At 64.0% G+C, this 22,839-nt stretch carries 17 protein-coding genes and 1 tRNA gene; 11 read left to right on the top strand and 7 right to left on the bottom strand.

Going from position 1 to position 22,839, the window contains the following annotated elements:
- Positions 1–41: 41 nt before the first annotated feature.
- Positions 42–584 carry a DUF1697 domain-containing protein gene (locus tag N1058_RS17535; RefSeq protein ID WP_265518900.1) on the bottom strand — a complete coding sequence of 181 codons (543 nt, stop codon included), beginning with the start codon at positions 582–584 and terminating at the stop codon, positions 42–44.
- The gene (gene ilvA / locus N1058_RS17530; RefSeq protein WP_265518899.1) at positions 581–1,837 is read right to left on the bottom strand and encodes a threonine ammonia-lyase IlvA; all 1,257 of its coding nucleotides are present in this window, start codon (positions 1,835–1,837) and stop codon (positions 581–583) included. The genes N1058_RS17535 and ilvA overlap by 4 nt, the downstream gene beginning before the upstream one ends.
- Before the next feature lie 145 nt (positions 1,838–1,982).
- On the opposite strand from ilvA, the gene N1058_RS17525 reads away from it, so the two are divergent.
- Both N1058_RS17525 and N1058_RS17520 read left to right on the top strand, forming a co-directional pair.
- Positions 1,983–3,440 carry a TrkH family potassium uptake protein gene (locus tag N1058_RS17525; RefSeq protein WP_265518898.1) on the top strand — a complete coding sequence of 486 codons (1,458 nt, stop codon included), beginning with the start codon at positions 1,983–1,985 and terminating at the stop codon, positions 3,438–3,440.
- A gap of 82 nt (positions 3,441–3,522) precedes the next feature.
- On the top strand, positions 3,523–4,695 hold the full coding sequence (locus tag N1058_RS17520; protein WP_265518897.1) for an alpha/beta hydrolase: 1,173 nt from the start codon (positions 3,523–3,525) through the stop codon (positions 4,693–4,695).
- Positions 4,696–4,941: 246 nt separating this feature from the next.
- Here the strand turns inward: N1058_RS17520 and ade are convergent, their stop codons facing one another.
- Together ade and N1058_RS17510 are read right to left on the bottom strand one after the other, a co-directional pair.
- Positions 4,942–6,753: an adenine deaminase gene (ade, locus tag N1058_RS17515; protein WP_265518896.1), complete on the bottom strand. Its 1,812-nt coding sequence runs from the start codon at positions 6,751–6,753 to the stop codon at positions 4,942–4,944.
- Positions 6,754–6,865: 112 nt separating this feature from the next.
- Positions 6,866–7,513: a TetR/AcrR family transcriptional regulator gene (locus tag N1058_RS17510; RefSeq protein WP_265518895.1), complete on the bottom strand. Its 648-nt coding sequence runs from the start codon at positions 7,511–7,513 to the stop codon at positions 6,866–6,868.
- A gap of 99 nt (positions 7,514–7,612) precedes the next feature.
- Here N1058_RS17510 and N1058_RS17505 point away from each other — a divergent pair, with 99 nt between their 5' ends.
- Both N1058_RS17505 and recQ read left to right on the top strand, forming a co-directional pair.
- Entirely contained in the window at positions 7,613–8,353 is a 741-nt protein-coding gene (locus tag N1058_RS17505; protein WP_265518894.1) for an SDR family NAD(P)-dependent oxidoreductase, read from the top strand.
- A 79-nt stretch (positions 8,354–8,432) separates the two neighbouring features.
- Complete coding sequence (gene recQ, locus N1058_RS17500; RefSeq protein WP_265518893.1) at positions 8,433–10,253, top strand: DNA helicase RecQ; 1,821 nt, start codon at positions 8,433–8,435, stop codon at positions 10,251–10,253.
- A gap of 53 nt (positions 10,254–10,306) precedes the next feature.
- Here the strand turns inward: recQ and N1058_RS17495 are convergent, their stop codons facing one another.
- Positions 10,307–10,552: a hypothetical protein gene (locus tag N1058_RS17495; protein WP_265518892.1), complete on the bottom strand. Its 246-nt coding sequence runs from the start codon at positions 10,550–10,552 to the stop codon at positions 10,307–10,309.
- 250 nt (positions 10,553–10,802) lie between these two features.
- Here N1058_RS17495 and N1058_RS17490 point away from each other — a divergent pair, with 250 nt between their 5' ends.
- Positions 10,803–11,369: a TetR/AcrR family transcriptional regulator gene (locus N1058_RS17490; RefSeq protein ID WP_265518891.1), complete on the top strand. Its 567-nt coding sequence runs from the start codon at positions 10,803–10,805 to the stop codon at positions 11,367–11,369.
- Between the two features lie 15 nt (positions 11,370–11,384).
- Here N1058_RS17490 and N1058_RS17485 read toward each other — a convergent pair.
- A tRNA-Leu gene (locus N1058_RS17485) sits at positions 11,385–11,470 on the bottom strand.
- 141 nt (positions 11,471–11,611) lie between these two features.
- On the bottom strand, positions 11,612–12,241 hold the full coding sequence (gene wrbA / locus N1058_RS17480; RefSeq protein WP_265518890.1) for an NAD(P)H:quinone oxidoreductase: 630 nt from the start codon (positions 12,239–12,241) through the stop codon (positions 11,612–11,614).
- Between the two features lie 177 nt (positions 12,242–12,418).
- Here wrbA and N1058_RS17475 point away from each other — a divergent pair, with 177 nt between their 5' ends.
- The 6 genes from N1058_RS17475 to N1058_RS17450 all read left to right on the top strand — a co-directional run bounded on the left by N1058_RS17475 (position 12,419) and on the right by N1058_RS17450 (position 21,564).
- Positions 12,419–13,147, top strand: coding sequence for a competence/damage-inducible protein A (locus tag N1058_RS17475; RefSeq protein ID WP_265518889.1), 729 nt, complete (start codon positions 12,419–12,421; stop codon positions 13,145–13,147).
- A 155-nt stretch (positions 13,148–13,302) separates the two neighbouring features.
- Complete coding sequence (locus N1058_RS17470) at positions 13,303–14,148, top strand: universal stress protein (RefSeq protein ID WP_265518888.1); 846 nt, start codon at positions 13,303–13,305, stop codon at positions 14,146–14,148.
- A 128-nt stretch (positions 14,149–14,276) separates the two neighbouring features.
- Positions 14,277–14,774 carry a xanthine phosphoribosyltransferase gene (gene gpt, locus N1058_RS17465; protein ID WP_265518887.1) on the top strand — a complete coding sequence of 166 codons (498 nt, stop codon included), beginning with the start codon at positions 14,277–14,279 and terminating at the stop codon, positions 14,772–14,774.
- A gap of 233 nt (positions 14,775–15,007) precedes the next feature.
- On the top strand, positions 15,008–15,499 hold the full coding sequence (locus N1058_RS17460; protein WP_265518886.1) for an NUDIX hydrolase: 492 nt from the start codon (positions 15,008–15,010) through the stop codon (positions 15,497–15,499).
- Positions 15,500–15,582: 83 nt separating this feature from the next.
- Positions 15,583–17,151: an inorganic phosphate transporter gene (locus N1058_RS17455; RefSeq protein ID WP_265518885.1), complete on the top strand. Its 1,569-nt coding sequence runs from the start codon at positions 15,583–15,585 to the stop codon at positions 17,149–17,151.
- A gap of 639 nt (positions 17,152–17,790) precedes the next feature.
- Positions 17,791–21,564 (top strand): vitamin B12-dependent ribonucleotide reductase, encoded by a 3,774-nt coding sequence (locus N1058_RS17450; protein WP_265518884.1) that lies wholly within the window; start codon positions 17,791–17,793, stop codon positions 21,562–21,564.
- The last annotated feature ends 1,275 nt before the right edge of the window (positions 21,565–22,839 follow it).

Below are 22,839 nucleotides of genomic sequence, written 5' to 3'. Positions count from 1 at the left end.
GAAAATAGCAACAGAATTGTGCAGCGCGGTAGGACGTCCGCTCAGGCGATCGCCGCCGCCAGATCCCGGAGCGCCAGCATGGTGCGCCAGTTGCGCACCGTCATGGCGATCTTCAGCGTGGTCTCGATCTTCGGCGCGAAACGCGAGTTGCCCATGCCGTCCGGTGTGTGGAGATAGAGCGTCCTGCCCCGAACGGCGAACCGCTCGGTTCCCGTCGCCTTCTCCCGAAGAGCCTCCATCCGGTCCGCCTCCGGCTCCTGTTCGAGCGTGAAGACGTGGAGCTTCGTCGGCTCGTCCACCGCTTCGGGAAACGGGTTCTGCGCGATCATGGCATCCCATTCGGCAAGGCTGCGCACCAACACGCTTTTATCAAAGCCCATCTGTGCGCGGACCAGCCCGGCCACGCGCAACGCCAGTGCACTCTCGCCGAGAGCCGAGGCCAGGACGGCATTGCCGCTGTTGATGTAGGTCTTCACGCCGCGGAACCCATCCGCCTCCAGCACGGCGCGCAGCCTGGCCACGGGCAGCTGCGTCTTGCCGCCGACGCCGCGGAACAGGACGATATATCGGGTGGCTTCGCTCATATCAGCAGGCTCGCGATGATGTCGTTCTCGGTGATGTCCTGATAGGCCCAGCCGGCTTCGTCGAAGCGGCGCATGAGCTTAGGAAAGTTCTTGCTGTCCTTGGTTTCAAGGCCGATCAGCACCGAACCGAAATTGCGGGCGGATTTCTTGAGATATTCGAAGCGCGTGATGTCGTCGTCGGGACCCAGGAGATCGAGAAAGTCGCGCAGCGCGCCCGGCCGCTGTGGAAACCGGAAGATGAAATATTTCTTCAGCCCCTCGAAGCGCAGCGCGCGCTCCTTCACATCGGGCAGGCGCTCGAAATCGAAATTGCCGCCGGAAACGACGGCGATCACCGTACGCCCCTTCAATTCCTTGCGGGAAAAGTCCTTCAGCGTGTCGATGGCGAGGGCTCCGGCAGGCTCCAGCACCACGCCCTCGATGTTCAGCATCTCCACCATCGTGGCACAGAGGCGGTTTTCGGGCACGAGGTGCACCTTATCGGCCGAAAAGCCCTTGAGACGGCGGAAGGGTTCGCGGCCGATTTCGGCGACTGCCGCCCCATCCACGAAATTGTCGACCGCTTCGAGCTTTGCCCGTTTGCCGGTCTCCAGGCTCCTGTGCAGGCTGGGCGCGCCGGCCGGTTCGGCGAAGATGAAGTCGCAGCCCGCCCCGATGGTGCCGAGATAGCCGGTGACGCCCGCCGCGAGCCCACCGCCGCCGACCGGCAGGACAACCAGCGCCCGCTCAAGGTCGCTGCCGATCTGGTCCGCGATTTCCCGGGCGACCGTGGCCTGGCCCTCGATGATGTCGGCGTGGTCGAAGGGCGGCACCATCAGCGTGCCCTCGGCCTCGGCATGGGCGGCGGCGGCACGGTAGCATTCGTCGAAAAAATCGCCGATCAGCCGCACCTCGATGAACGGGCCGCCGAACAGGCGCGTCTTGTCGATCTTCTGCTGCGGCGTCGTTACCGGCATGAAGACGACACCCTTCTTGGAGAAGTGCCGGCAGACGAAGGCGAAACCCTGGGCGTGATTTCCGGCCGACGCGCAGACGAAGCTCGGCAGGTCAGGCTTGGCGGCCAGCGCCTTGCGCATGAAGTTGAAGGCGCCGCGCAGCTTGTAGGAGCGCACCGGCGTCAGGTCCTCGCGTTTGAGGAAGACGCGGGCGCCCGTCTTCTTCGACAGGTAGTCGTTTTCCTGCAGCGGCGTCTCGGGGAAAAGAGCGCGCAACGCGCTTTCGGCCCTGGCCACCTGCTCGACGAACTGCTTCATATCACCTTCCTTCCGCCGGGCCGGCTCGTCTTTCCATTTTGCATCGGCTATTGCATATCGTAAGCGGCAACGCCAATCTCGCGCAGCATCGCGGGCGGAAACGTCAAGCGCCGACGCCAAAACCATCGTCGACGGAGACCAATTCGTGCAATATCTGGCAATCCGCGCCGCCATCCATATCGCTTCGGCCTTCGCGCTGTATCTTTCGGTCGCCATGCTCGTCCCGGCGGCGGCGGATCTTTATTACGGCAACGACGACTGGCGCGTTTTCGCTTTCTCGGCCTTTTTCACGGGCGGGTTCGCGCTCGCCGTATCCATGGCGACCCGGGGACGGCAGCCGCCCATCTCGTCGCGTTTCGGTTTTCTCGTGGTCAATCTGCTGTGGCTCACCGCTTGCCTCGCCGGTGCAGTGCCGCTGATCGCCTCGTCGGTGGAGATGCGGTTGGCGGACGCCATGTTCGAATCGGTCTCGGGCATCACCGCCACGGGCGCTACCGTGATCGTCGGGCTCGACGGCCTGCCGCCGGGCCTGCTTCTATGGCGTTCGATCCTGCAATGGATCGGCGGGCTGGGCGTGATCGCGCTCGGCCTGTTCATCCTGCCGTTCCTGAATGTCGGCGGCGTTTCCTATTTCAAGATCGAATCGTCAGACATCGACGATCGCCCCTTCGATCGTTTCTCCACCTTCGCCTACAGCCTGGTCGGCATCTATGCGGCGCTGACACTGGCCTGCACGATCGCCTATGCGGCCGCCGGAATGCCCACCTTCGACGCGCTCAACCACGCGCTGACGACAGTGGCCACCGCCGGTTTTTCCACCCATGACGCCTCCATGGGCTTTTACGCCGACAATGCCGCGATCCTGTGGGTGGGAACCCTGTTCATGTTTCTCGGCGCCCTGCCCTTCTCGATCCTCATCCTGTTCGCCCTGCGCGGCCGGCTCGACGCGCTGCGCGATCCCCAGATCAGGGTCTTCGCCGGCTATGTAGTCGTGTTCGTGATCGTCGTGGCGATCTATCTGCGCGTGGTGGACGAAAGGCCGTTCTTCGATGCGCTCACCCACTCGGCGTTCAATTTCGTCTCCATCATCACGACCACCGGCTATGCCAGCGAGGACTATGGCGCGTGGGGGCCGTTCGCGCTGGCGGCGGCGTTCGTGGCAATGTTCCTGGGCGGGTGCTCGGGCTCCACGACCGGCGGCATCAAGGCCTACCGGTTCCTTATCCTGTTCGAACTTATGGCAAATGGCCTGCGGCGCTTCGTCTACCCCAACACCGTGCTGACCGTCCGCTATGGCGACCGCCCCGTGGACGACGATCTGCAGCGCGCGGTGGTGCTTTTCATGTCGGCCTTTCTCGTCATCTGGGCGGTCATCATTCTCATGCTGGCGGCCACCGGGCTCGATCTCGTGACGGCCGTTTCGGCGGCGCTTTCCGGCCTGACGAATGTCGGCCCGGGCCTTGGGCCGATTGTCGGCCCGGTCGGCAATTTCGCATCGCTCTCGGACACCGCCAAATGGATCATGGCGCTCGCCATGCTCCTGGGCCGGCTCGAAATTCTCACCGTGCTCGTCATCTTTACGCCGGTATTCTGGGGTCGGTAGCACCTCTTCAAATGGACTCGCCACGACATGAACGCTATTACGGCGTTGCGGGGTGCCGTCTTCAGGATTGGGAATAGCCATCATGATACTGGGCCGCTTGCGCCTGTTCAGCCCGGCCGCAGTCGGCTTGGCCATATTTGTCGGCGGCTGCGCAAACGAAAGCCAGCACCGCATCCTTGCGCAGACGATCGCCCCAGCGCGCGCCAGCCAGATTGCCAAAACCCACGAGCTGTTCATCGCAACATCGCGCGCACGAGATGAAGCACCAGGTGTCGTCTTCGCGGGAAACCGGTCGCCCGACCCGATGTTCGGGCGTGTCGAAATCAGCGTGCCGGCCGTTCACGAACCGGGTCGCATCGAATATAGCCCGACGAACAAGGTGGCCGACCCCGCACGCTATTTCGCCGCCCGTCGCATCGGCCTCTACCGCAGCGAAGCGGGGTTTGCGGAGGATCTGCGCGAAGACCTCGCCGAAGGCAGCGGCCGGGCGCTGGTGTTCGTCCATGGCTACAATACGGGGTTCGACGAAGCCATCTACCGGATGACGCAGATCGTGCACGATTCGGGCTTCACCGGCACACCGGTGCTGTTCACATGGGCTTCGGCAGCGCGCACGATCGACTATATCTACGACAGCAACAGCGCCGCGGCGGCGCGCGACGCGCTGGAGGAAACGCTGCTGACGGTTGCGCGGTCCGGCGCCACGCGAATCGACATCATCGCCCATTCGATGGGAAGCTGGGTCACGATGGAAACGCTGCGCCAGCTTGCCATTGCGGGCAACAAGGACCTGAATGGGAAGCTGGGCGACGTCGTCCTGGCTTCGCCCGACATCGATGCCGACCTATTCAAATTGCAGATGCGTCGCTATGGCGCGCCCGTGGGCGGCTTCTATGCGCTGACATCGCGAGACGACCGGGCGCTATCCCTGTCGCAACTCATCGCCGGCAACCAGCCGCGCGTCGGCGCAACCATCGATGCCGAGGAGCTGTCGCTCATAGGCGTGACGGTTATCGACGTCACCGGCGTGGCCTCGACCGATAGGCTCAACCATACCAAGTTTGCGGAGAATCCGCTGCTCATCCGACTGCTTGGCGACACGCTTGTCGCCGATGCCCAGCCGACCAGCGAACAAGAAATAACGGAGCGGCTGGACAGGCTGGCAAGCGGAATAGGACAGACGATAGGCTCGGCGGCCGAACTCATCATCACGACCCCGTTCCAGGTTTTCGATGTCGAAGTGGGGCAGCGATAACCGGCCGCTGCCTGCGTCTCGCCCGGTACACGGCACGAGCTTCGGCACTGCCCTTCATCCGCCCGCCGACGCCCTCTTCGCCCCACTGAGGAGCTGGAGCGGGATGAGGAAAAGCGGGAAACGGTTTTACGCCCGCATCCCGCTTCAAAATATTGGAATCGATCACGTTTGTGACTTTGGATCGATTCGATCCAAAACCATCGTGATCCAGGGGCAGCGTCGGCGTTGTGTCGCGCGGTGTGCGCCTCACACGAACAGGTCGACCTTGGAGAAGGTCGTCACATCGATCAGTCCGGTGTCCGATATACGCAGTTCCGGGATGACGACGAGCGCCAGCAGCGAATGCTGCATGTAGGCGTTGTTGAGAGAGCAGCCCATGTCGCGCATGACTGAGGCGAGCTTGGCCGCTTTCGCGGCGACGACTTCGGCGCGTTCGTCTGACATCAGCCCGGCGATCGGCAACTCCACCATGGCCAGTTCCTTGCCTTTCGAGAACATCACGACGCCGCCGCCCACCGCACCAAGCCGGTTGGCGGCGGCGGCCATGTCTTCTTTGTTGGTGCCAACGACGATCATGTGGTGAGAATCGTGTGCCACGGTCGAAGCCATGGCGCAGTCCTGCGTGTAGCCGAAGCCCGAAACGAAACCATTGGTCACCGCACCCGTGGCCCGGTGCCGCTCGACCAGCGCGATCTGGCAGATGTCGTTGCGACGGTCCATGGAGACCGTGCCCTTGGCCACGCCGAGGTCGGCGGTCAAAGCGCGTGTCGGCGCCTGGTTCTCGATCACGCCGATCACCCGGGCACGCACGCTGCGGACACCGTCGGGCGCCGGTATGTCAAAGTCACGCGCGGTCAGGCGCTTACCTAGCTTGACGGTCTTCTTCACCTTGGCCGGATAGTCGTATGCGGGAATATCGGCTTCCAGCTTGCGGCCTTTCGCGAGCCGCACACCGCGGCCGTAGACTTCGTCGATCACGAGTCCGGCCAAGTTCGAGACGATCAGGAAGTCGGCGAGGCGCCCCGGCGCTATCGACCCCAGTTCGCGCTCCATCCTGAAATGCTGAGCCGTATTGAGGGTCGCCATCTGGATCGCCGTTACCGGCGGCAGGCCCTGCGCGATGGCGTGGCGCACCACCCTGTCCATATGCCCCTCCTGGACCAGCGTTCCCGAATGGCTGTCATCGGTGCACAGGATGAAGTTGCGCGGGTCGATGCCGGCCTCGGTCACGGCCTTGATCTGGCTGGCGACGTCATACCAGGCCGAGCCAAGGCGGAGCATGGCCTTCATCCCCTGCCGCACGCGGGCGATGGCATCCTCCATGCGGGTGCCTTCATGATCGTCCTCCGGCCCGCCGGCCACATAGCCATGAAAGGCGCGGCCAAGATTTGGCGAGGCAAAGTGTCCGCCGACCGTCTTGCCGGACCGCACGGTGGCGGCGATCTCGCTGGTCATGACCGGATCGTTTGCCGCCACACCGGGGAAGTTCATTACCTCGCCGAGACCGACGATATTCTCCCAACCCATCGCCTCGGCCACATCGTCGGCATCGAGCGTGGCGCCGGCATTTTCGAGCCCCGGCGCCGACGGCACGCAGGAGGGCATCTGCACGAACACGTTTATCGCTTGCGCCAGCGCCTCGTCATGCATCAGCCGGACGCCCGGCAGCCCCAGCACATTGGCGATCTCGTGCGGGTCGATGAACATCGACGTGGTGCCGTGCGGGATGACGGCGCGGCAGAACTCGGTCACCGTCACCATGCCGCTTTCCACATGCATATGCGCGTCGCACAGGCCGGGCACGAGATAGCGGCCGGTGGCGTCGACGACCTTTGTCTTCTCGCCGATGGCGTGGCTGGCGTCCGGGCCGCAATAGGCGAACCGCCCGGCCGCAATGGCGACGTCGGTGCCCGGCAGGACTTCACCGGAGTGCACATTCACCCAGCGGCCGTTGCGGACCACCATATCCGCGGGCCGCCGGCCCATCGCCACATCCACAAGCTGCGGCGCAACCTCCGTCCATGGCTGCGGCTTCTTGAACATGGCTGACTTCGGCATCGAGCTTCTCCTTTATGGAAAAGCACTCTGCCAGTCCGCCGCAGGCAAATCCAGAACCTATGTCGAGCGAAGGGGGCGCGAAGGGGCGCGGCAGCAAATCATAACTGTAGAGCTAGGATCGTCCTGTCTCATCAGGCCGGCCGTTGTCCACGATGCCTGGCATGACGACATGGTCCCAGGCGGCCATCGCGCCGTCGACGATTTCCAGCAGGCTCCGCTCGCCGGCGCCGTCGCGGGCGTGCACCGACATGCCTGCCTGGATGGCGGCGTAGAAGGCAGCAGCCCTTGCCGCATCTGCCTGCGCCGGCACGTCGCCCTCGGCGACGCCGCGCTCGATGCGTTTGCGATAGGCCGCCTCGGCCTCGCTCCTGTTGCCGGACAGGAAGCAGCGCACCGCGTCGTGATCGGGATCGGTGGCCAGCGCCGAGACGACGATCATGCAGCCGCCGGGCTTCTGCGGATCGGCGAAGAGACGGGCGTTGACGCGCAGCGCCTCGCCCACCGCCTCGCGCGCGGTCGGGCCGGCCTGCAGCGCCTCGAGGAACTTGCCGCCCTCTTCCCGCTCGTAGAGCGCAACGGCGTCGTAGAACAGCTTCTCCTTGCACTGAAACGCCGCGTAGAGGCTGGGCTTGTTGATTCCCATCGCCTCGGCCAGATCGCTCACGGACGTTCCGTCATAGCCCCTCGTCCAGAAAAGCCGCATCGCGCGATGCAGCGCTTCATTGCGGTCGAAGGCCCGCGGCCTGCCTCTTTCCACCATTTCCACATCCTTTTGTACCGAAGAGTAAATAAAGCTCTTGACCCGGTTCGGCAAGCGGAATAGCAATTTGTACCGAACGGTACACAAAAGGAGAAAACCATGCAGGATCTTGTTGGAAAAGCAGCGCTCGTCACGGGCGGCAGCAGGGGAATAGGCGCGGCAATCGCCCGCACGCTGGCCGCGCGCGGCGCCGATGTCGCCATCACCTATACCGCCAATGCGCAGAAGGCCGCGGAAGTGGTCGGCGAGATCGAGGCCCTTGGCCGCAAAGCCACAGCGATCCAGGCCGACAGCGCCGACGCGGAGGCCGTGAGAGGCGCCGTGGACATGGCCGCCGAGCGGCTCGGGCGGCTCGACATCCTCGTCAACAATGCGGGCATCTTTCCCAATGGACCGATGGAAGAGGTGACGGTGGAACAGATCGACCGCACGCTCGGCATACATGTGCGCGGCGTCTTCGTCGCCTCGCAGGCGGCTCTGCGCCACATGAGCGAGGGCGGGCGGATCATCTCGATCGGCTCGAGCCTGGCCCAGCGGCCCCAGTTCCCCGGCATGACGCTCTATGCAGCGAGCAAATCCGCCCTGATCGGCTTCACCAAGGGGCTGGCGCTGGACGTGGGCGGGCGCGGCATAACGGTCAACGTCGTCGATCCCGGCTCCACGGACACCGACATGAACCCCGCCAATGGCGAGATGGCGGATTATCAGCGCAGCCGCACCCCGCTCGGGCGTTTCGGCCGTCCGGAGGACATCGCCGCCACGGTCGCGCATCTGGCCGGCGACGGCGGCCGCTTCATCAGCGGCGCCATGCTGGCCGTGGACGGCGGGGCAAACGCCTGAACCTTGCTGCCGATGCGCTGCATAGGCGGCGCGAAGCTGTTATGACGGGGCATCTTCGATTCTCCCCGTCAGGCTTCGCATGTATTCCAGTCCCACCGAAATTCTCAGATCCATCTATGGCTATGACGGTTTCCGCGGACGGCAGGGCGAGATCGTTGAGCATATGGTGGCCGGCGGCAACGCCTTCGTGCTGATGCCGACGGGCGGCGGAAAATCGCTCTGCTACCAGATACCGGCGCTCTGCCGGCCCGGCATGGGGCTTGTGATCTCGCCGCTGATCGCGCTGATGGCGGACCAGGTGACGGCGCTGGTTCAGGCCGGCGTCAGGGCGGCAGCGCTCAACTCAGATCTGGCGCCCGCCGCGCGCGACAAGCTCTGGCAGGCCATGCGCGCCGGCGAGCTGGACCTTCTTTATGTCGCGCCGGAAACGCTGCTGCGGCCGGATACGCTGGCGGGCCTGAAGCAGATCCCGCTGTCGCTGATCGCCATCGACGAGGCGCACTGCATGTCCCAATGGGGGCACGATTTCCGCCCCTCGTACCGCCAGCTCGACGTTCTTCCCGATCATTTTCCCGATGCGCCGCGCATGGCGCTGACGGCCACGGCCGACGCGCCGACGCGCCAGGAGATCGTCGAGCTCCTGCGGATCGGCGAGGCGGACTGCTTCATCGCCGGTTTCGACCGACCCAATATCCGCTATGCCATCGAGGAGAAGGACAGCCCGCGCCGGCAGCTCCTCGGCTTCCTCGAACGGCACAAGGGGGAAAGCGGCATCGTCTACTGCCTGTCCAAGCGCAAGACGGAGGAGACCGCTTCGTGGCTGGAAGGCCAGGGCTTCCGCGCCCTCGCCTATCATGGCGGGATGGACAAGGCCGCCCGCGAGCAGAACCAGCGCCGCTTCCAGCGCGAGGAAGCGGTGGTCATGGTCGCCACCATCGCCTTCGGCATGGGCATCGACAAGCCGGATGTGCGCTTCGTCGCTCATCTGGACCTGCCCGGCAGCATCGAGGCCTATTATCAGGAAACCGGCAGGGCCGGCCGCGACGGGCTGCCCGCTGATACGCTGATGCTGTACGGAGCCGACGACATCGCGCTGCGCCGCCGATTCATCGACGAGTCGGACGCGCCGGAGCAGCGCCAGCGTATGGAGCGGCAGAAGCTCGACGCGCTGCTCGGGCTTTGCGAGACCGCCCAGTGCCGGCGCCAGGTGCTGCTCGGCTATTTCGGCGACGGGTGCGAGCCGTGCGGCAATTGCGATACCTGCGCCGCCCCGCCGGAACTGTTCGACGGGTTGGTCGCCGCGCAGAAGGCGCTTTCATGCATCTACCGGACCGGCGAGCGCTTCGGCCAGGCCTATGTCGTCGAGGTGCTTCTGGGCCGCGAGGACGAGCGCATCGCCCGTTTCGGCCATGACCGGATTTCCACCTTTGGCATCGGCACGGAGCACGATCAGGCGACATGGCGGGCCATCCTGCGCCAGCTCATCGCCCACGGGCTGGTCAATGTCGACCTGGCCGGCCATGGCGGCCTGTCGATCTCGGACGACGGCAGGGCCTTCCTGCGGGACAAGCCGGCCCTGATGCTGCGCGCGCCCCGCCCGGCCCGCAAGGAACGGGGCCGCAAGGCCGCGCGCCAGGAGGCGGCCGCGGCGATGCCGGCGGAGCACCGCGGCCTGTTCGAGGCGCTGCGCGAAAAGCGCATCGAGCTCGCCCGAGCCCAGAACGTGCCGCCCTATGTCATCTTCCACGACAAGACGCTGGCCGAGATGGCCGCCACCCGCCCCCGCTCGCGCGCGGCGATGGCCAGCATAACGGGCATAGGCGACGCCAAGCTGGAACGCTACGGCACGGCCTTTCTGGAAGTCATTGCGGGATATGCGCCGCAGGCGGGAGCCAACTAAAAAGAACGGCCCCGAACCGGGGTTCGGGGCCGTTGCTTGGAGCAGGGAATGCTTTAGCCGTCGTTCTTGACCTGGCGGTTGCGGAGCTCGAGGCGGCCGTCGTCACCAACCACGTACATCTCCTGATACCGGTTTCCCCCGGAGTTGAACTCGTGGAGGTAAACCGAGCCGACCGGCGTCTTCTCGAGGCGCGACTGGCTCGGGCCGTCATAGGTGATGCTGCCCGGGATGGGCTCGATCGCGAGAGCCGGAGTGACCAGAACAGCAGCGAGAGCGGCGGCGGAAATCAAGGTCTTCATGTCAAGTCTCCATAGGATCGTTAAATTATCCTTCACACGCGGTTTCGAAGAGCCGCCCGTGAGGCACGCTTCCGGCGGGAACCGGCCCGGCGCAACAGTGTCAACAGTCGTTTGCCAACATCTGTTTGCCACCAGTTGTTGGCATTTAGGAGCGCCCTCCCCATATGTCAACAAGTGTTGGCAACCAATTGTTGGCTTTTTTTGCTTGCCCGTAGTAACGTTCCTGTGAGGGACTGAAAGGAGACGTGAGATGGTAGTGGCGCGCAGGCGCTCGGAAGATACGAAGGAGCGCATATTGCAGGCGGCGCAAAAGCTCTTCGCCGAGGCAGGCTATGAGTGCACCACAATCCGCGCCGTCGCGGCGGAGGCGAGCATCGATCCGTGCATGGTAATGCGCTACTTCGAAAGCAAGGAAGGGCTTTTCGCGGCAGCGGCCAGTTTCGATCCCGAGCTTCCGGATTTCGGCCAGATGCCCAGAAAGGATGTCGGCCGCTATCTGGTCCAGCACTTCCTGGAGCGGTGGGACGAGGACGCCGAGGACGGTTTCAACGCCATATTGCGGGCCGCCACGTCAAATGCCGAGGCCCGGGTGCGCATGCGTAACGTCATCCAGAAGCAGTTGCAGCCGCGGATCGCGCGGATCATCGACAGGGAGGAAGAAGCGCCGCTGCGCACCGAACTCGTCGCCAGCCAGCTTCTGGGGCTCGCCTTCTGCCGCTTCGTGCTGGAGCTTCCCCATCTGAGCGGCAAGGACCAGGCGCCGATCGTCGAACGCCTCGGGCCCATCGTGCAAATGCACCTCTTCGACGAAACCTGATTTCACGGGATGGCGTGGTGCGGACGGCGGGGATCGAACCCGCACGATCGAGGATCGAGGGATTTTAAGTCCCTTGCGTCTACCAGTTCCGCCACGTCCGCACTGGCGTTTGCCTAGCCGCACTTGCCCGCGCAATCAAGCGGATTGGCAAAGCGAACGGTTGGCGGATCGGTCGGGAAGCCAAATGAAAGACGGGCGGCCTTTCGGCCGCCCGTCCGTTGTCAGCGCCGTGAGCGAGGGACCTATACCAGCTCGCGTTCCAACACCTTGCGGCCAGCGACAAGATTCGCGGTAATCTCGGCAAGTCGCCTGCCCTGGTATTTCGCACCTGCCAGTTCCTGCGCCGAAGGCATGCGTGATCCGTCGCTATTGGTCGTGGTGGTCATGCCGTAGGGCGATCCGCCGCGCACCGTATCGTTGCCCGACTGGCCCTCATAGCCGTATGAAAGCGGCACGATGATCATGCCGTGATGCTGGAGCGGGACCTGCGTGGTCACGATGGTCATCTCCGCGCCGCCGTGCTGGGTGGCGGTTGACGACATCACCGTCGCCGTCTTGTTGATCAGCTTGCCCTCGGCCCACAGCGATCCCGTCTGGTCGAGGAAGTTCTTCATCTGCGACGACATCAGGCCGTAGCGCGTCGGCACGCCGAAGACGAATCCGTCATAATCGGGCAGTTCCATGGGGTCGGCGATCTCGGCTTCCTGGTCGAGCTTGTAATGCGCGCTTTTGGCTACTTCCTCGGGGACCAGTTCGGGCACCCGCTTGACGGTGACGTCGGCACCGGCGGCGCGTGCGCCCTCGGCGGCGGCTTTCGCCATCGCTTCCATGTGGCCCCAGCTCGAATAGTAAAGTACGAGAATTTTCGCCATGCTTTCCAACTCCTTTGAAGACATCGGCCGGGCTCCCCGGCACTATCGGTCCGAATCTAGGTTGTTTCGCGGGACAAAGAATACGCCTGGTTGCAGACACACCGTTCACCGCAAGGCCACCATTGCCGCCGGCAGTGGCGCGAGTTATTGGACGGTGGCCAACAGGGACAACGCGGAATGAACGCAATCGTTACAGCGGGAATGGTCGTGATCGGCGACGAGATCCTCTCGGGTCGCACGAAAGATCGCAATATCGGCCATCTGGCGGACATGTTGACCGCCGTCGGGATCGATCTCAAGGAGGTGCGGATCGTGGCCGACGACGAGGAGGCTATCGTCGAGGCGGTAAATGCGCTTCGCGGCCGTTTCGACTACGTTTTCACCACCGGCGGCATCGGTCCCACCCATGACGACATAACGGCGGAGGCGATATCGCACGCTTTCGGGCTGCCGTGCGAACATGATGCGGAGGCGGATCGCCTGCTCGGCGAGCATTTCGCCAAGCGCGGCATCGTCTATACCGACGCAAGGCGGCGCATGGCGCGCATGCCGCGCGGCGCCACCCATATCGTCAATCCCATCTCCGTAGCGCCCGGTTTCAAGATCGGAAACGTGTATGTGATGGCCGGCGTGCCCTCCATTTTCCAGGCGATGCTGGACAATGCTGTGCCGACGCTCAGGACCGGCGTGAAACTGCTGTCCGTGGCCATCCCCTCGCCCCACCCGGAGGGAACGATAGGCGGCCCGCTGGGTGAAATCCAGAAAGCCCACCCCGAAACCATCATCGGCTCCTACCCGAAATATCTCGACGGCAAGTTCTGGACCGAGGTGGTCGTGCGTGCCCGCTCGGAGAAAGCGCTTCGCAAAGCGGCGGACGCGGTCAACGGCATGCTGGAAGGTCTTTGAAAACCGATCGGGCTCCCATACGTTTGATATAGGGCAAGGCGAACCGCCCGCAGAAGCGGCATAATCCGGCCCATTGGCCCGCCCGTTGGCCCGCGCACCGGCTCGCGCGCTGGCCCGCGCAACAGCCTGCCCATTGGCTCTGACTGGAGGCTTTCATGTCCTATAAAACGATCGTCGCTATTCTTCAAAGCGAGGCCGACCTGCCACGCGTTCTCGACTTCACATTGCCCTTCGCGGCGCGAAACCAGGCCCATCTCATAGGGCTGCATGCGGAATCGCTGCCGATCGCGATGGCCACGCCCATGGGCGGACCGGCGGTCGACTATTCGATGGAGATAAGCGCCGAGGCAGAACGGCGTAACGCTGAACTCAAGGCCGCCTTCGAGCGCAAATGCGCTGCCGAAGGGGTCTCTCACGAATGGCGCGGCTATGAAAATATCTCCGGCGATTCCGCTATCTCCGGTATCGAGAGCGCCCGCACGGCCGATATCACCATTGCCCAGCAGAACGACCCGGATTCGGCGTCCAACATGGCTGCCGACGTCGAGGCGCTGGTCTTCGAGGCGGGCCGCCCCACCCTGCTGGTGCCCTACACGTTCCGGGGCCGGCTTGATACGCCGTTCAAAAAACCGCTCGTGGCCTGGAACGGCAGCAAGGAGGCCGCGCGCGCCACGTTCGATGCGCTGTCGCTGCTCAAGGAGGCCGGCGCCGTCGAGGTGCTGACCATCGATGCCGAGGACACGGCGAGCCAGGATGGAAGCGTGGCGGGCGCGGCTATTGCCGAGGCGCTTGCAAGGCACGGCGTCGAGGTAACGCTGCGCGCCGAGCATTCGGGCAGTCTTTCCCACTGCGACGCCATTTCCAACCGGATTGCCGACACCGGCAGCGACTTGCTGGTCATGGGTGCTTATGGGCGTTCGCGCATTTCCGAGTTCGTATTCGGCGGCGTGACGCGCGCCATGCTGCAGACGATGACTGTTCCCACGCTCATGTCGCGGTAAGGCCCGCTGGCCATTTGCCGGGCAGGACTTCATTTGCCGGGCAGGACTTGCGCTCGCCGCCCCTTTCCGGCTAATTCCCCGCGCATTCCGAGCGCCATTCCCGGGCGCGCCGCCTTGGAGTGTGCGACATGGATCATCCAGACAAAGCCTTTCCGGTCTCGTGGGACCAATTCCACCGCGATGCAAGGGCGCTTGCCTGGCGCCTGGCCGGCGTGAACGGCAGATGGAAAGCCATCGTCTGCATCACCCGGGGCGGGCTGGTTCCGGCGGCGGTCATCGCCAGGGAACTGGGTGTGCGGCTGATCGAAACGGTCTGCGTGGCCTCCTATCACGACTATACCGAGCAGGGCGAATTGAAGGTCATCAAGGAAGTGGCGCCGTCGCTCCTTGAAGACGACGGCAAGGATATCCTGATCATCGACGACCTGACGGACACGGGCAAGACCGCCGCAATCGTGCGCGCGATGATGCCCAAAGCCCATTTCGCCACGATCTATGCCAAGCCGAAGGGCCGTCCGCTGGTCGACACATTCGTCACGGAAGTCTCGCAGGATACCTGGATCTACTTCCCTTGGGACATGGGCTTCTCCTACCAGAAGCCGATCGCGGAAAATGAGGTCGGCTAGGACCTGACGACCAGCTCGTCGCGTTCGTTTATTTGCCTATTTCCGCAGGCGACATATCTTCGAATCAATACCCGTCCAGTCTGATTCTGGACGAATAGAGCCATGTCGGCGATCCCAGAGCGCCGTTTGTCCATCTGGATGCAGAGGGATGCTCTACCACTTTGTTTCGCCGCATTTGTGCGGGCGTCAGGCGATTCCACCTGACTGCAAAACGCTAAGGAAAGGCTTTGCGGATGCTGTTCAGCCATATCAGACGCATAGGCATTGCCGAGAGCCTGCGCCGCATTTTCGGCGGCAACCCGCCGCGGGTGCAGGCCGCTGCCCTTCCCTGGCGTCATGGTTCGGACGGTATCGAGGTCATGCTTATCACCAGCCGTGATACCGGCCGCTGGGTCTTGCCCAAGGGATGGCCCGAAGCCGGCGAGACGCTCGCCGAATCCGCCCTGCGCGAAGCGGGCGAGGAAGCGGGCATCGAGGGAAATGTGGATGCCGACGCGTTCGGCCACTACTTTTACAGCAAGGTGCTGAGCAGCGGGATGCAATGGCACTGTCAGGTCGAGGTCTATCCGGTCAGGGTCTCCAAAGAACTCAAGAAATGGCCGGAAATGAAGGAGCGGGAACGCCGCTGGGTGTCACCGCGAAAGGCAGCGGAAATGGTGCAGGAGCCCGATCTGGCGGAACTTATCGCCGGCTTTACGAGTAATCCACGAGAAATCGTAGCTTGAATGGCTGATTCGGTGCAGAGCGCTTGTGCGCCGGCTCGCCATTCCCTAGGCCGTCCTGGTTTCCACGAAATGAGCGCCAGGCGATGAACGAGACCACAACAACTCCCAGGAAGCGTACGCTCGACAAGGATCTCGACAAGCTGGTCCATGTCGAAGAGGCCACGAGCCTCGTCGCGCGTGGTCTTGTCGGCCCCGGCCTCGGCCTCTTGTTTCTTGCGCTCGCCGGCATTTTCGCCTCGATCTATGTCGGGGGTGAGCCGAGCGCCTTTATCATCGTCGCCGCGGCCGCCATCGGCGCCTATATGGCGCTCAATATCGGGGCCAACGACGTCGCCAACAATGTCGGCCCGGCGGTCGGCGCGCGCGCGCTCAGCCTCACGGGCGCATTGCTTATCGCAGCCATATTCGAAAGCGCCGGCGCGCTGATAGCCGGCGGCGATGTGGTCGACACCGTGTCCAAGGGCATCATCTCGCCGGAAGCCGTCAGCACGCCCGGCATCTTCATCAGCGCCATGATGGCCGCGCTGATATCGTCGGCCCTGTGGATCAACCTGGCGACATGGGTCGGCGCACCCGTGTCCACGACCCATTCGGTGGTCGGCGGCGTCATGGGCGCGGGCGTCGCGGCGGCCGGGCTTTCGGCGGTCAACTGGCCGATGATGGCGCAGATCGCAGCCAGCTGGGTCGTCTCGCCGATCATGGGCGGCCTCGTGGCGGCCCTGTTCCTCGCCTTCATCAAGACCGCCATCATCTACCAGGACGACAAGATCGGCGCGGCGCGGCGCTGGGTGCCCCTGCTGATCGCCATCATGGCCGGAACGTTCAGCGCCTATCTGGCGACGAAGGGCCTCAAGAAGCTGATCCACCTGGATGCGGCGATGATCGCCGTGATCGGGGTTGCCGCCTTCATCCTGGTCTGGATCGTCTCGCACTTCCATGTGCGCCGGCAGTCGAAGGGCATGGAGAACAGAAACCAGTCGCTGCGCAAACTTTTCAATCTGCCGCTCGTCATTTCGGCCGCGCTCCTGTCCTTCGCCCACGGCGCCAACGACGTGGCCAACGCCGTGGGACCGCTGGCAGCGATCGTGTTCACCGCGCAGGCCGGCTCGGTCACGTCGCAGGTCGCCATTCCGCTGTGGGTCATGGTCATCGGTGCGGTGGGTATATCGCTGGGCCTCGTCCTGTTCGGGCCGAAGCTTATCCGCATGGTGGGCGAGCAGATCACCAAGCTCAACCCGATGCGCGCTTTCTGCGTGGCGCTGTCGGCGGCGATCACCGTAATCATCGCATCCGGCCTCGGCCTGCCGATCAGTTCCACGCATACGGCGGTCGGCGCGGTCTTCGGCGTCGGCTTCTTCCGCGAGTGGTACACGGCCCGCTCGAAGCGCCGGCGTGCCTATCTGGAGCGCAAGGGCGTCAAGATCCGCGAAGAGCGTGCGGCCAACGGCGACGGCGGCCTGTTGTCCACGACCTTCTTCAGCGACGACGAAACCGAGGACGAGGCCAGCGATGTGTCCCGCGAGGAGGTTGCCCGCCGCAAGCTGGTGCGCCGGGCGCATGTTACCACCATCGTCGCCGCCTGGGTGACCACCGTGCCGGCCGCCGCAGCGCTCGCCGCCGTCATCTTCCTGCTACTCAATGCGTTTATCTGAGCGAAACTCCGTTTCTTTCGCCGGTTCTCGGACAGTCTTCGAGGCCGTCTCCCCTTTTCGGCGCGACTCAAGGGCTGCTTTGGACGATCCCCGTTATCCACATATGTGACACACAAGATGTTGGGGTCACAAATCTGATGTGAAACGATCCCTTGACGGGGGAAACCGAGTCGCTTTTTATGGTCAGTGGCCGCTCTGTTCGGGTGGCGCGACCGAAACGGTTTAGAGATCGGTCAATTTCCGAATTGGTTTGAGTAGAAAGTTCCCGCCCGACGCCGTCGTGGGCGGAACGGGCTTTTTTGCCTGGATTTTCGACGGCGGGGGCGCGGGTATTTGGGGTTACATAAAGAGGTTGTTAATACTATATTTAGTGTTTGCAGCCATGCTTAACACCAAATAGTGTGACAACTCTCCTCAAGGAGAGGCACCACAGGAAGCGTCAAGACATGGACCAGCCCGGCCAGCGGGCGGCGGTGATCTCATGGCCTGAAAGCCATGGAACGGCGCGCATGGCCAGGTGTTGGAGAGTCGTTTCCCGAGCGGGAAGCGGCAGTCGGCGGACTGGCGTTCGCCTGCGCGGAAAGTGATGAGGCATTTGCCGCGCGGGACGCTATATTTAGAGATTGAAAAGGGACGAAGATGCGCATCGAAAGGCGATTCACCAAGGAAGGCCAGTCTCCCTACACGGAGGTGCCGTTCCGCAAGGCGGTGAGCGAGATCAAGAATCCGGATGGCTCGGTCGTCTTCCGGCTCGACAATATCGATGTGCCGGCCCAGTTCAGCCAGGTCGCGAGCGATATCCTGGCGCAGAAATATTTCCGCAAGGCGGGCGTGCCCGCGCGCCTGAAAAAGGTGGAAGAGAACGCCGTCCCCTCTTTCCTGTGGCGTTCCGTCGCCGACGAGGAGGCGCTGGCGGCGCTGCCCAAGGACGAACGCTACGGCCCCGAGACGAGCGCGGCGCAGGTCTTCAACCGGCTGGCCGGCACCTGGACCTATTGGGGCTGGAAGGGCGGCTATTTCGATTCTGAGGAAGATGCCCAGGCCTTCATGGACGAGCTTTGCTACATGCTCGCCACCCAGCGCGTCGCGCCGAACTCCCCGCAATGGTTCAACACCGGCCTGCACTGGGCCTATGGCATCGATGGCCCCGGCCAGGGCCATTATTACGTCGACCCCTTCACCGGCAAGCTGACGAGGTCCAAATCCTCCTACGAGCACCCGCAGCCGCATGCCTGCTTCATCCAGTCCGTGGGCGACGATCTCGTCAATGAGGGCGGCATCATGGATCTGTGGGTGCGCGAGGCGCGCCTGTTCAAGTACGGCTCCGGCACCGGCTCAAACTTTTCCATGCTGCGCGGCGAAGGCGAAACGCTTTCGGGCGGCGGCAGGTCCTCCGGCCTCATGTCGTTCCTCAAGATCGGCGACCGCGCGGCGGGCGCCATCAAGTCCGGCGGCACGACGCGCCGGGCGGCCAAGATGGTGGTGGTCGACATCGACCATCCCGACATCGAGGCCTATATCGACTGGAAGGTGAAGGAGGAGCAGAAGGTCGCCGCCCTCGTCACCGGCTCCAAGATCGTCAAGAAGCACCTCGAAGCGATCATGAAGGCCTGCGTCAACTGCGAGGCCGGCTCCGAATCGACGCGCGACGACTGCTTCGACCCGACCAAGAACCCCGCGCTGAAGCGCGAGGTGAAGGCGGCCAAGCGCAATGCGGTGCCCGAGAACTACGTCAAGCGCGTCATCCAGTTCGCCCGCCAGGGCTACACGGATATCGAGTTCAAGACCTACGACACGGACTGGGATTCGGAAGCCTATCTCACCGTCTCGGGCCAGAACTCCAACAATTCCGTCTCGCTGAAGGACGATTTCCTGCGCGCGGTCGAGACCGACGGCGACTGGACCCTCATCCGCCGTACCGACGGCAAGCCCGCCAAGACGCTGAAGGCGCGCGATCTGTGGGACAAGATCGGCTATGCCGCCTGGGCTTCGGCCGATCCGGGCCTGCACTTCAACACCACCATGAACGACTGGCACACCTCGCCGGCGGCCGGCCCCATCCGCGCCTCCAACCCGTGCTCGGAATACATGTTCCTGGACGACACGGCCTGTAACCTGGCCTCGATGAACCTCCTGCAATACCGCAACAAGGACGGCTCCATCGACATCGCGGCCTATGAGCACACGGTGCGCCTGTGGACCATGGTGCTGGAAATCTCCGTGATGATGGCGCAGTTCCCGTCGAAGGAGATCGCCCGGCTTTCCTACGAATACCGCACGCTCGGCCTCGGCTACGCGAATATCGGCGGCCTGCTCATGACCTCCGGCATTCCCTACGATTCGCCGGAAGGCCGCGCCATCTGCGGCACGCTGACGGCCATCATGACGGGCGTCGCCTATGCCACTTCGGCCGAGATGGCCGGCGAGCTCGGCCCCTTCCCCGACTATGAGCGCAACGCCGACAGCATGCTGCGCGTCATGCGCAACCATCGCCGCGCCGCCTATGGCGAGGCGGAAGGCTATGAGAAGCTCGCGGTCAACCCCGTGCCGATCAAGGCCGAGGACTGCCCCTATGCCGATCTGGTCGAGCATGCCAAGGCGGCCTGGGACAAGGCGCTGGAGCTTGGCCAGAAGCACGGCTACCGCAACGCGCAGGCCACCGTCATCGCGCCCACCGGCACGATCGGCCTGGTCATGGACTGCGACACGACCGGCATCGAGCCCGATTTCGCGCTGGTGAAGTTCAAGAAGCTCGCCGGCGGCGGCTATTTCAAGATCATCAACCGCGCCGTGCCCGAAGCGCTGCGCACCCTCGGCTACACCGAGGCGCAGATCGCCGAGATCGAGGCCTATGCGGTCGGCCATGGCAATCTGAACCAGGCGCCGGGCGTCAATCCGGGCACGCTCAAGGCCAAGGGCTTCACCGACGAGAAGATCGAGGCGCTCAACGGCGCGCTGAAGGCTGCCTTCGACATCAAGTTCGTCTTCAACCAGTGGACGCTCGGCGCCGACTGGCTGAAGGAGACCTTCGGCTTCACCGACGAGCAGCTCAACGACTTCTCCTTCGAGCTCCTGCCCGCGCTGGGCTTCTCCCGGAAGGAGATCGAGGCCGCGAACATCCACATCTGCGGCGCCATGACGCTGGAAGGCGCGCCGCATCTGAAGGACGAGCACCTGCCCGTCTTCGACTGCGCCAATCCGTGCGGCAAGGTCGGCAAGCGCTATCTCTCGGTGGAAAGCCATATCCGCATGATGGCGGCGGCGCAGCCCTTCATCTCGGGTGCCATCTCCAAGACCATCAACATGGCCAACGACGCCACGGTGGAGGACTGCAAGAACGCCTACATGCTGTCCTGGAAGCTGGCGCTGAAGGCCAACGCGCTCTACCGCGACGGCTCCAAGCTCTCGCAGCCGCTCAACGCCTCGCTGCTTTCGGACGACGAGGAAGAGGCGGACGATCTGGTGGAAGAGCTGGTCGCCGCCCCCACCGCGGCGCAGGCCGCCCAGGTTTCGGAACGGATCGTCGAGCGCATCGTCGAGAAGGTGGTGCGCGACCGCGAGAAGCTGCCGAACCGCCGCAAGGGCTACACCCAGAAGGCCGTGGTCGGCGGGCACAAGGTCTATCTGCGCACCGGCGAGTTCGACGACGGCCGCATCGGCGAGATCTTCATCGACATGCACAAGGAAGGCGCCGCCTTCCGCGCGATGATGAACAATTTCGCCATCGCCATCTCGATCGGCCTGCAATATGGCGTGCCGCTGGAGGAATATGTCGACGCCTTCACCTTCACCAAGTTCGAGCCGGCCGGCATGGTGCAGGGCAACGACGCCATCAAGAACGCCACGTCGATCCTCGACTATGTGTTCCGCGAGCTCGCCGTCTCCTATCTCGGCCGCACCGACCTTGCCCATGTCGACACGTCCGACTTTTCCAACACCACGCTCGGCCGCGGCATCAACGAGGGCAAGGCAACGCCCTTCTCTCGCGGGCTGACGCGCGGCGCCACGCCGTTCAAGCTGGTGTCGGGCAAGTCGTCCGATCCCAAGGGCCAGGCCGCCAACAGCGACCACGCCCCTTCCCGCACCGCCCCCGGCTCCAACGTGCGCGCCATCGGCGCCACCGCGCTCAAGCCGATGGCCGCCGGCCTGCAGGAAGAAGCCACCGCCTTCCGCAGGGATTACGAGGAGCGCGCCAAGGAACAGGCCGAACGCGAAGACGCCAACGCGCTGTTCACCGACGAGGCGGAAGCGGAAGCGGCCGAAGCCAAGAAGGTGGAGAGCCACCGCCGCCAACAGGCCATCGCGCAGGGGTATACCGGCAACATGTGCTCGGAGTGCCAGAACTTCACGATGGTGCGGAACGGGACGTGCGAGAAGTGCGATACTTGCGGGGCTACGAGCGGGTGTAGTTGAGGATAGGCAGCAATAGACATCGAAGCCGGCCGTTTGAACGGCCGGCTTTTTTGCTCCCGCACCGCCCAGAGTGGGTGCCGACGTCTCAACAGTAAAAGCCGGCCCCCGCTCCCTTCGTTGCCCTAGGGCGAAGGGGCGCTGATGGCTCCTGCTGGGGGTACTGGTGGCTCCTGCCGGTGGACGCTGAGTGCTGGCAGCTTCCGTCATGAAAGCAGCCTCCCCATCCCCCTCGTCATCCCAGGGCGAAGCCGAAGGCGAAGACCTGGGATCCATGCCGTTCCCTCTCCCCTCACGCCCGACGCTTCCGGCACCGGGCGCCCCATGCCGGAAACGCCGCACGCTTCATCGCCGGCACGGCATGGATCCTTGGGTCAAGCCCAAGGATGACGAAGTGGAGGGGGATGACGCGGATCATCAACGTGGTCGCAACGTCGACGATTACACCGCCCCACCATCCCCTTCGTCATCCTAGGGCGAAGCCGAAGGCGGAGACCCTGGGATCCATGCCGTTCCCTCTCCACCCGCGCCCGACGCTTCCGGCACCCGGCGCCCGATGCCGGGAACCTCGCACGCTTCATCGCCGGCACGGCATGGATCCTTGGGTCAAGCCCAAGGATGACGAAGTGGAGGGGATGCGCGAACGCTTGCACCGTCGAGGGTGGAGGCTGCCGCTGGTGGGGGTGACCAAGTGGAGAGGATGGCGCCGACGCCAGCGCCGTCGAGGGTGGGCGCTGGGGCTCCTGGTGGCGCTGGTGCCTCCTACTGGTGGCACTGGCGGTTCCTGGTGGGCGCCGAGCACTGGCGGTCCCATCATGTAAGCAGCCTCCCTTCCCCTTCGTCATCCTAGGGCGAAGCCGAAGGCGGAGACCCTAGGATCCATGCCGTTCCTTCTGCGACCGCGCCCGACGCTTCCGGCATCCGGCACCCCATGCCGGAAACGCCGCACGCTTCACCGCCGGCACGGCATGGATCCTTGGGTCAAGCCCAAGGATGACGAAGCGGAGGGGATGGCGCCCACTTCACGACACGGAGAGGCGGCGCACACGTGACGACGCGAGGGACACACCGACGTCACGCGGAGGGCTAGGCGCGAGCAAGCCAAAGCGGAGGGCGGTCACGAGCGAGGCAATCAAGCCGCCGCAACGTCGCTTGAAGTTACCCATAAGTCCTTAGGTTGCAGTTTTCACTTGATCACGTGGAATCGGCCATGATTCCTTATCTGGCACCTTCAACAAACGGGGTGCGGACATGGGGAAGAGTTGGGTGGGCGAAGAA

This window comes from Nitratireductor luteus, assembly GCF_026162365.1.
Taxonomy (GTDB): domain Bacteria; phylum Pseudomonadota; class Alphaproteobacteria; order Rhizobiales; family Rhizobiaceae; genus Chelativorans; species Chelativorans luteus.
Note: the sequence above shows the minus strand (reverse complement) of the source record. Positions and strands in the feature narration are given on the sequence as shown.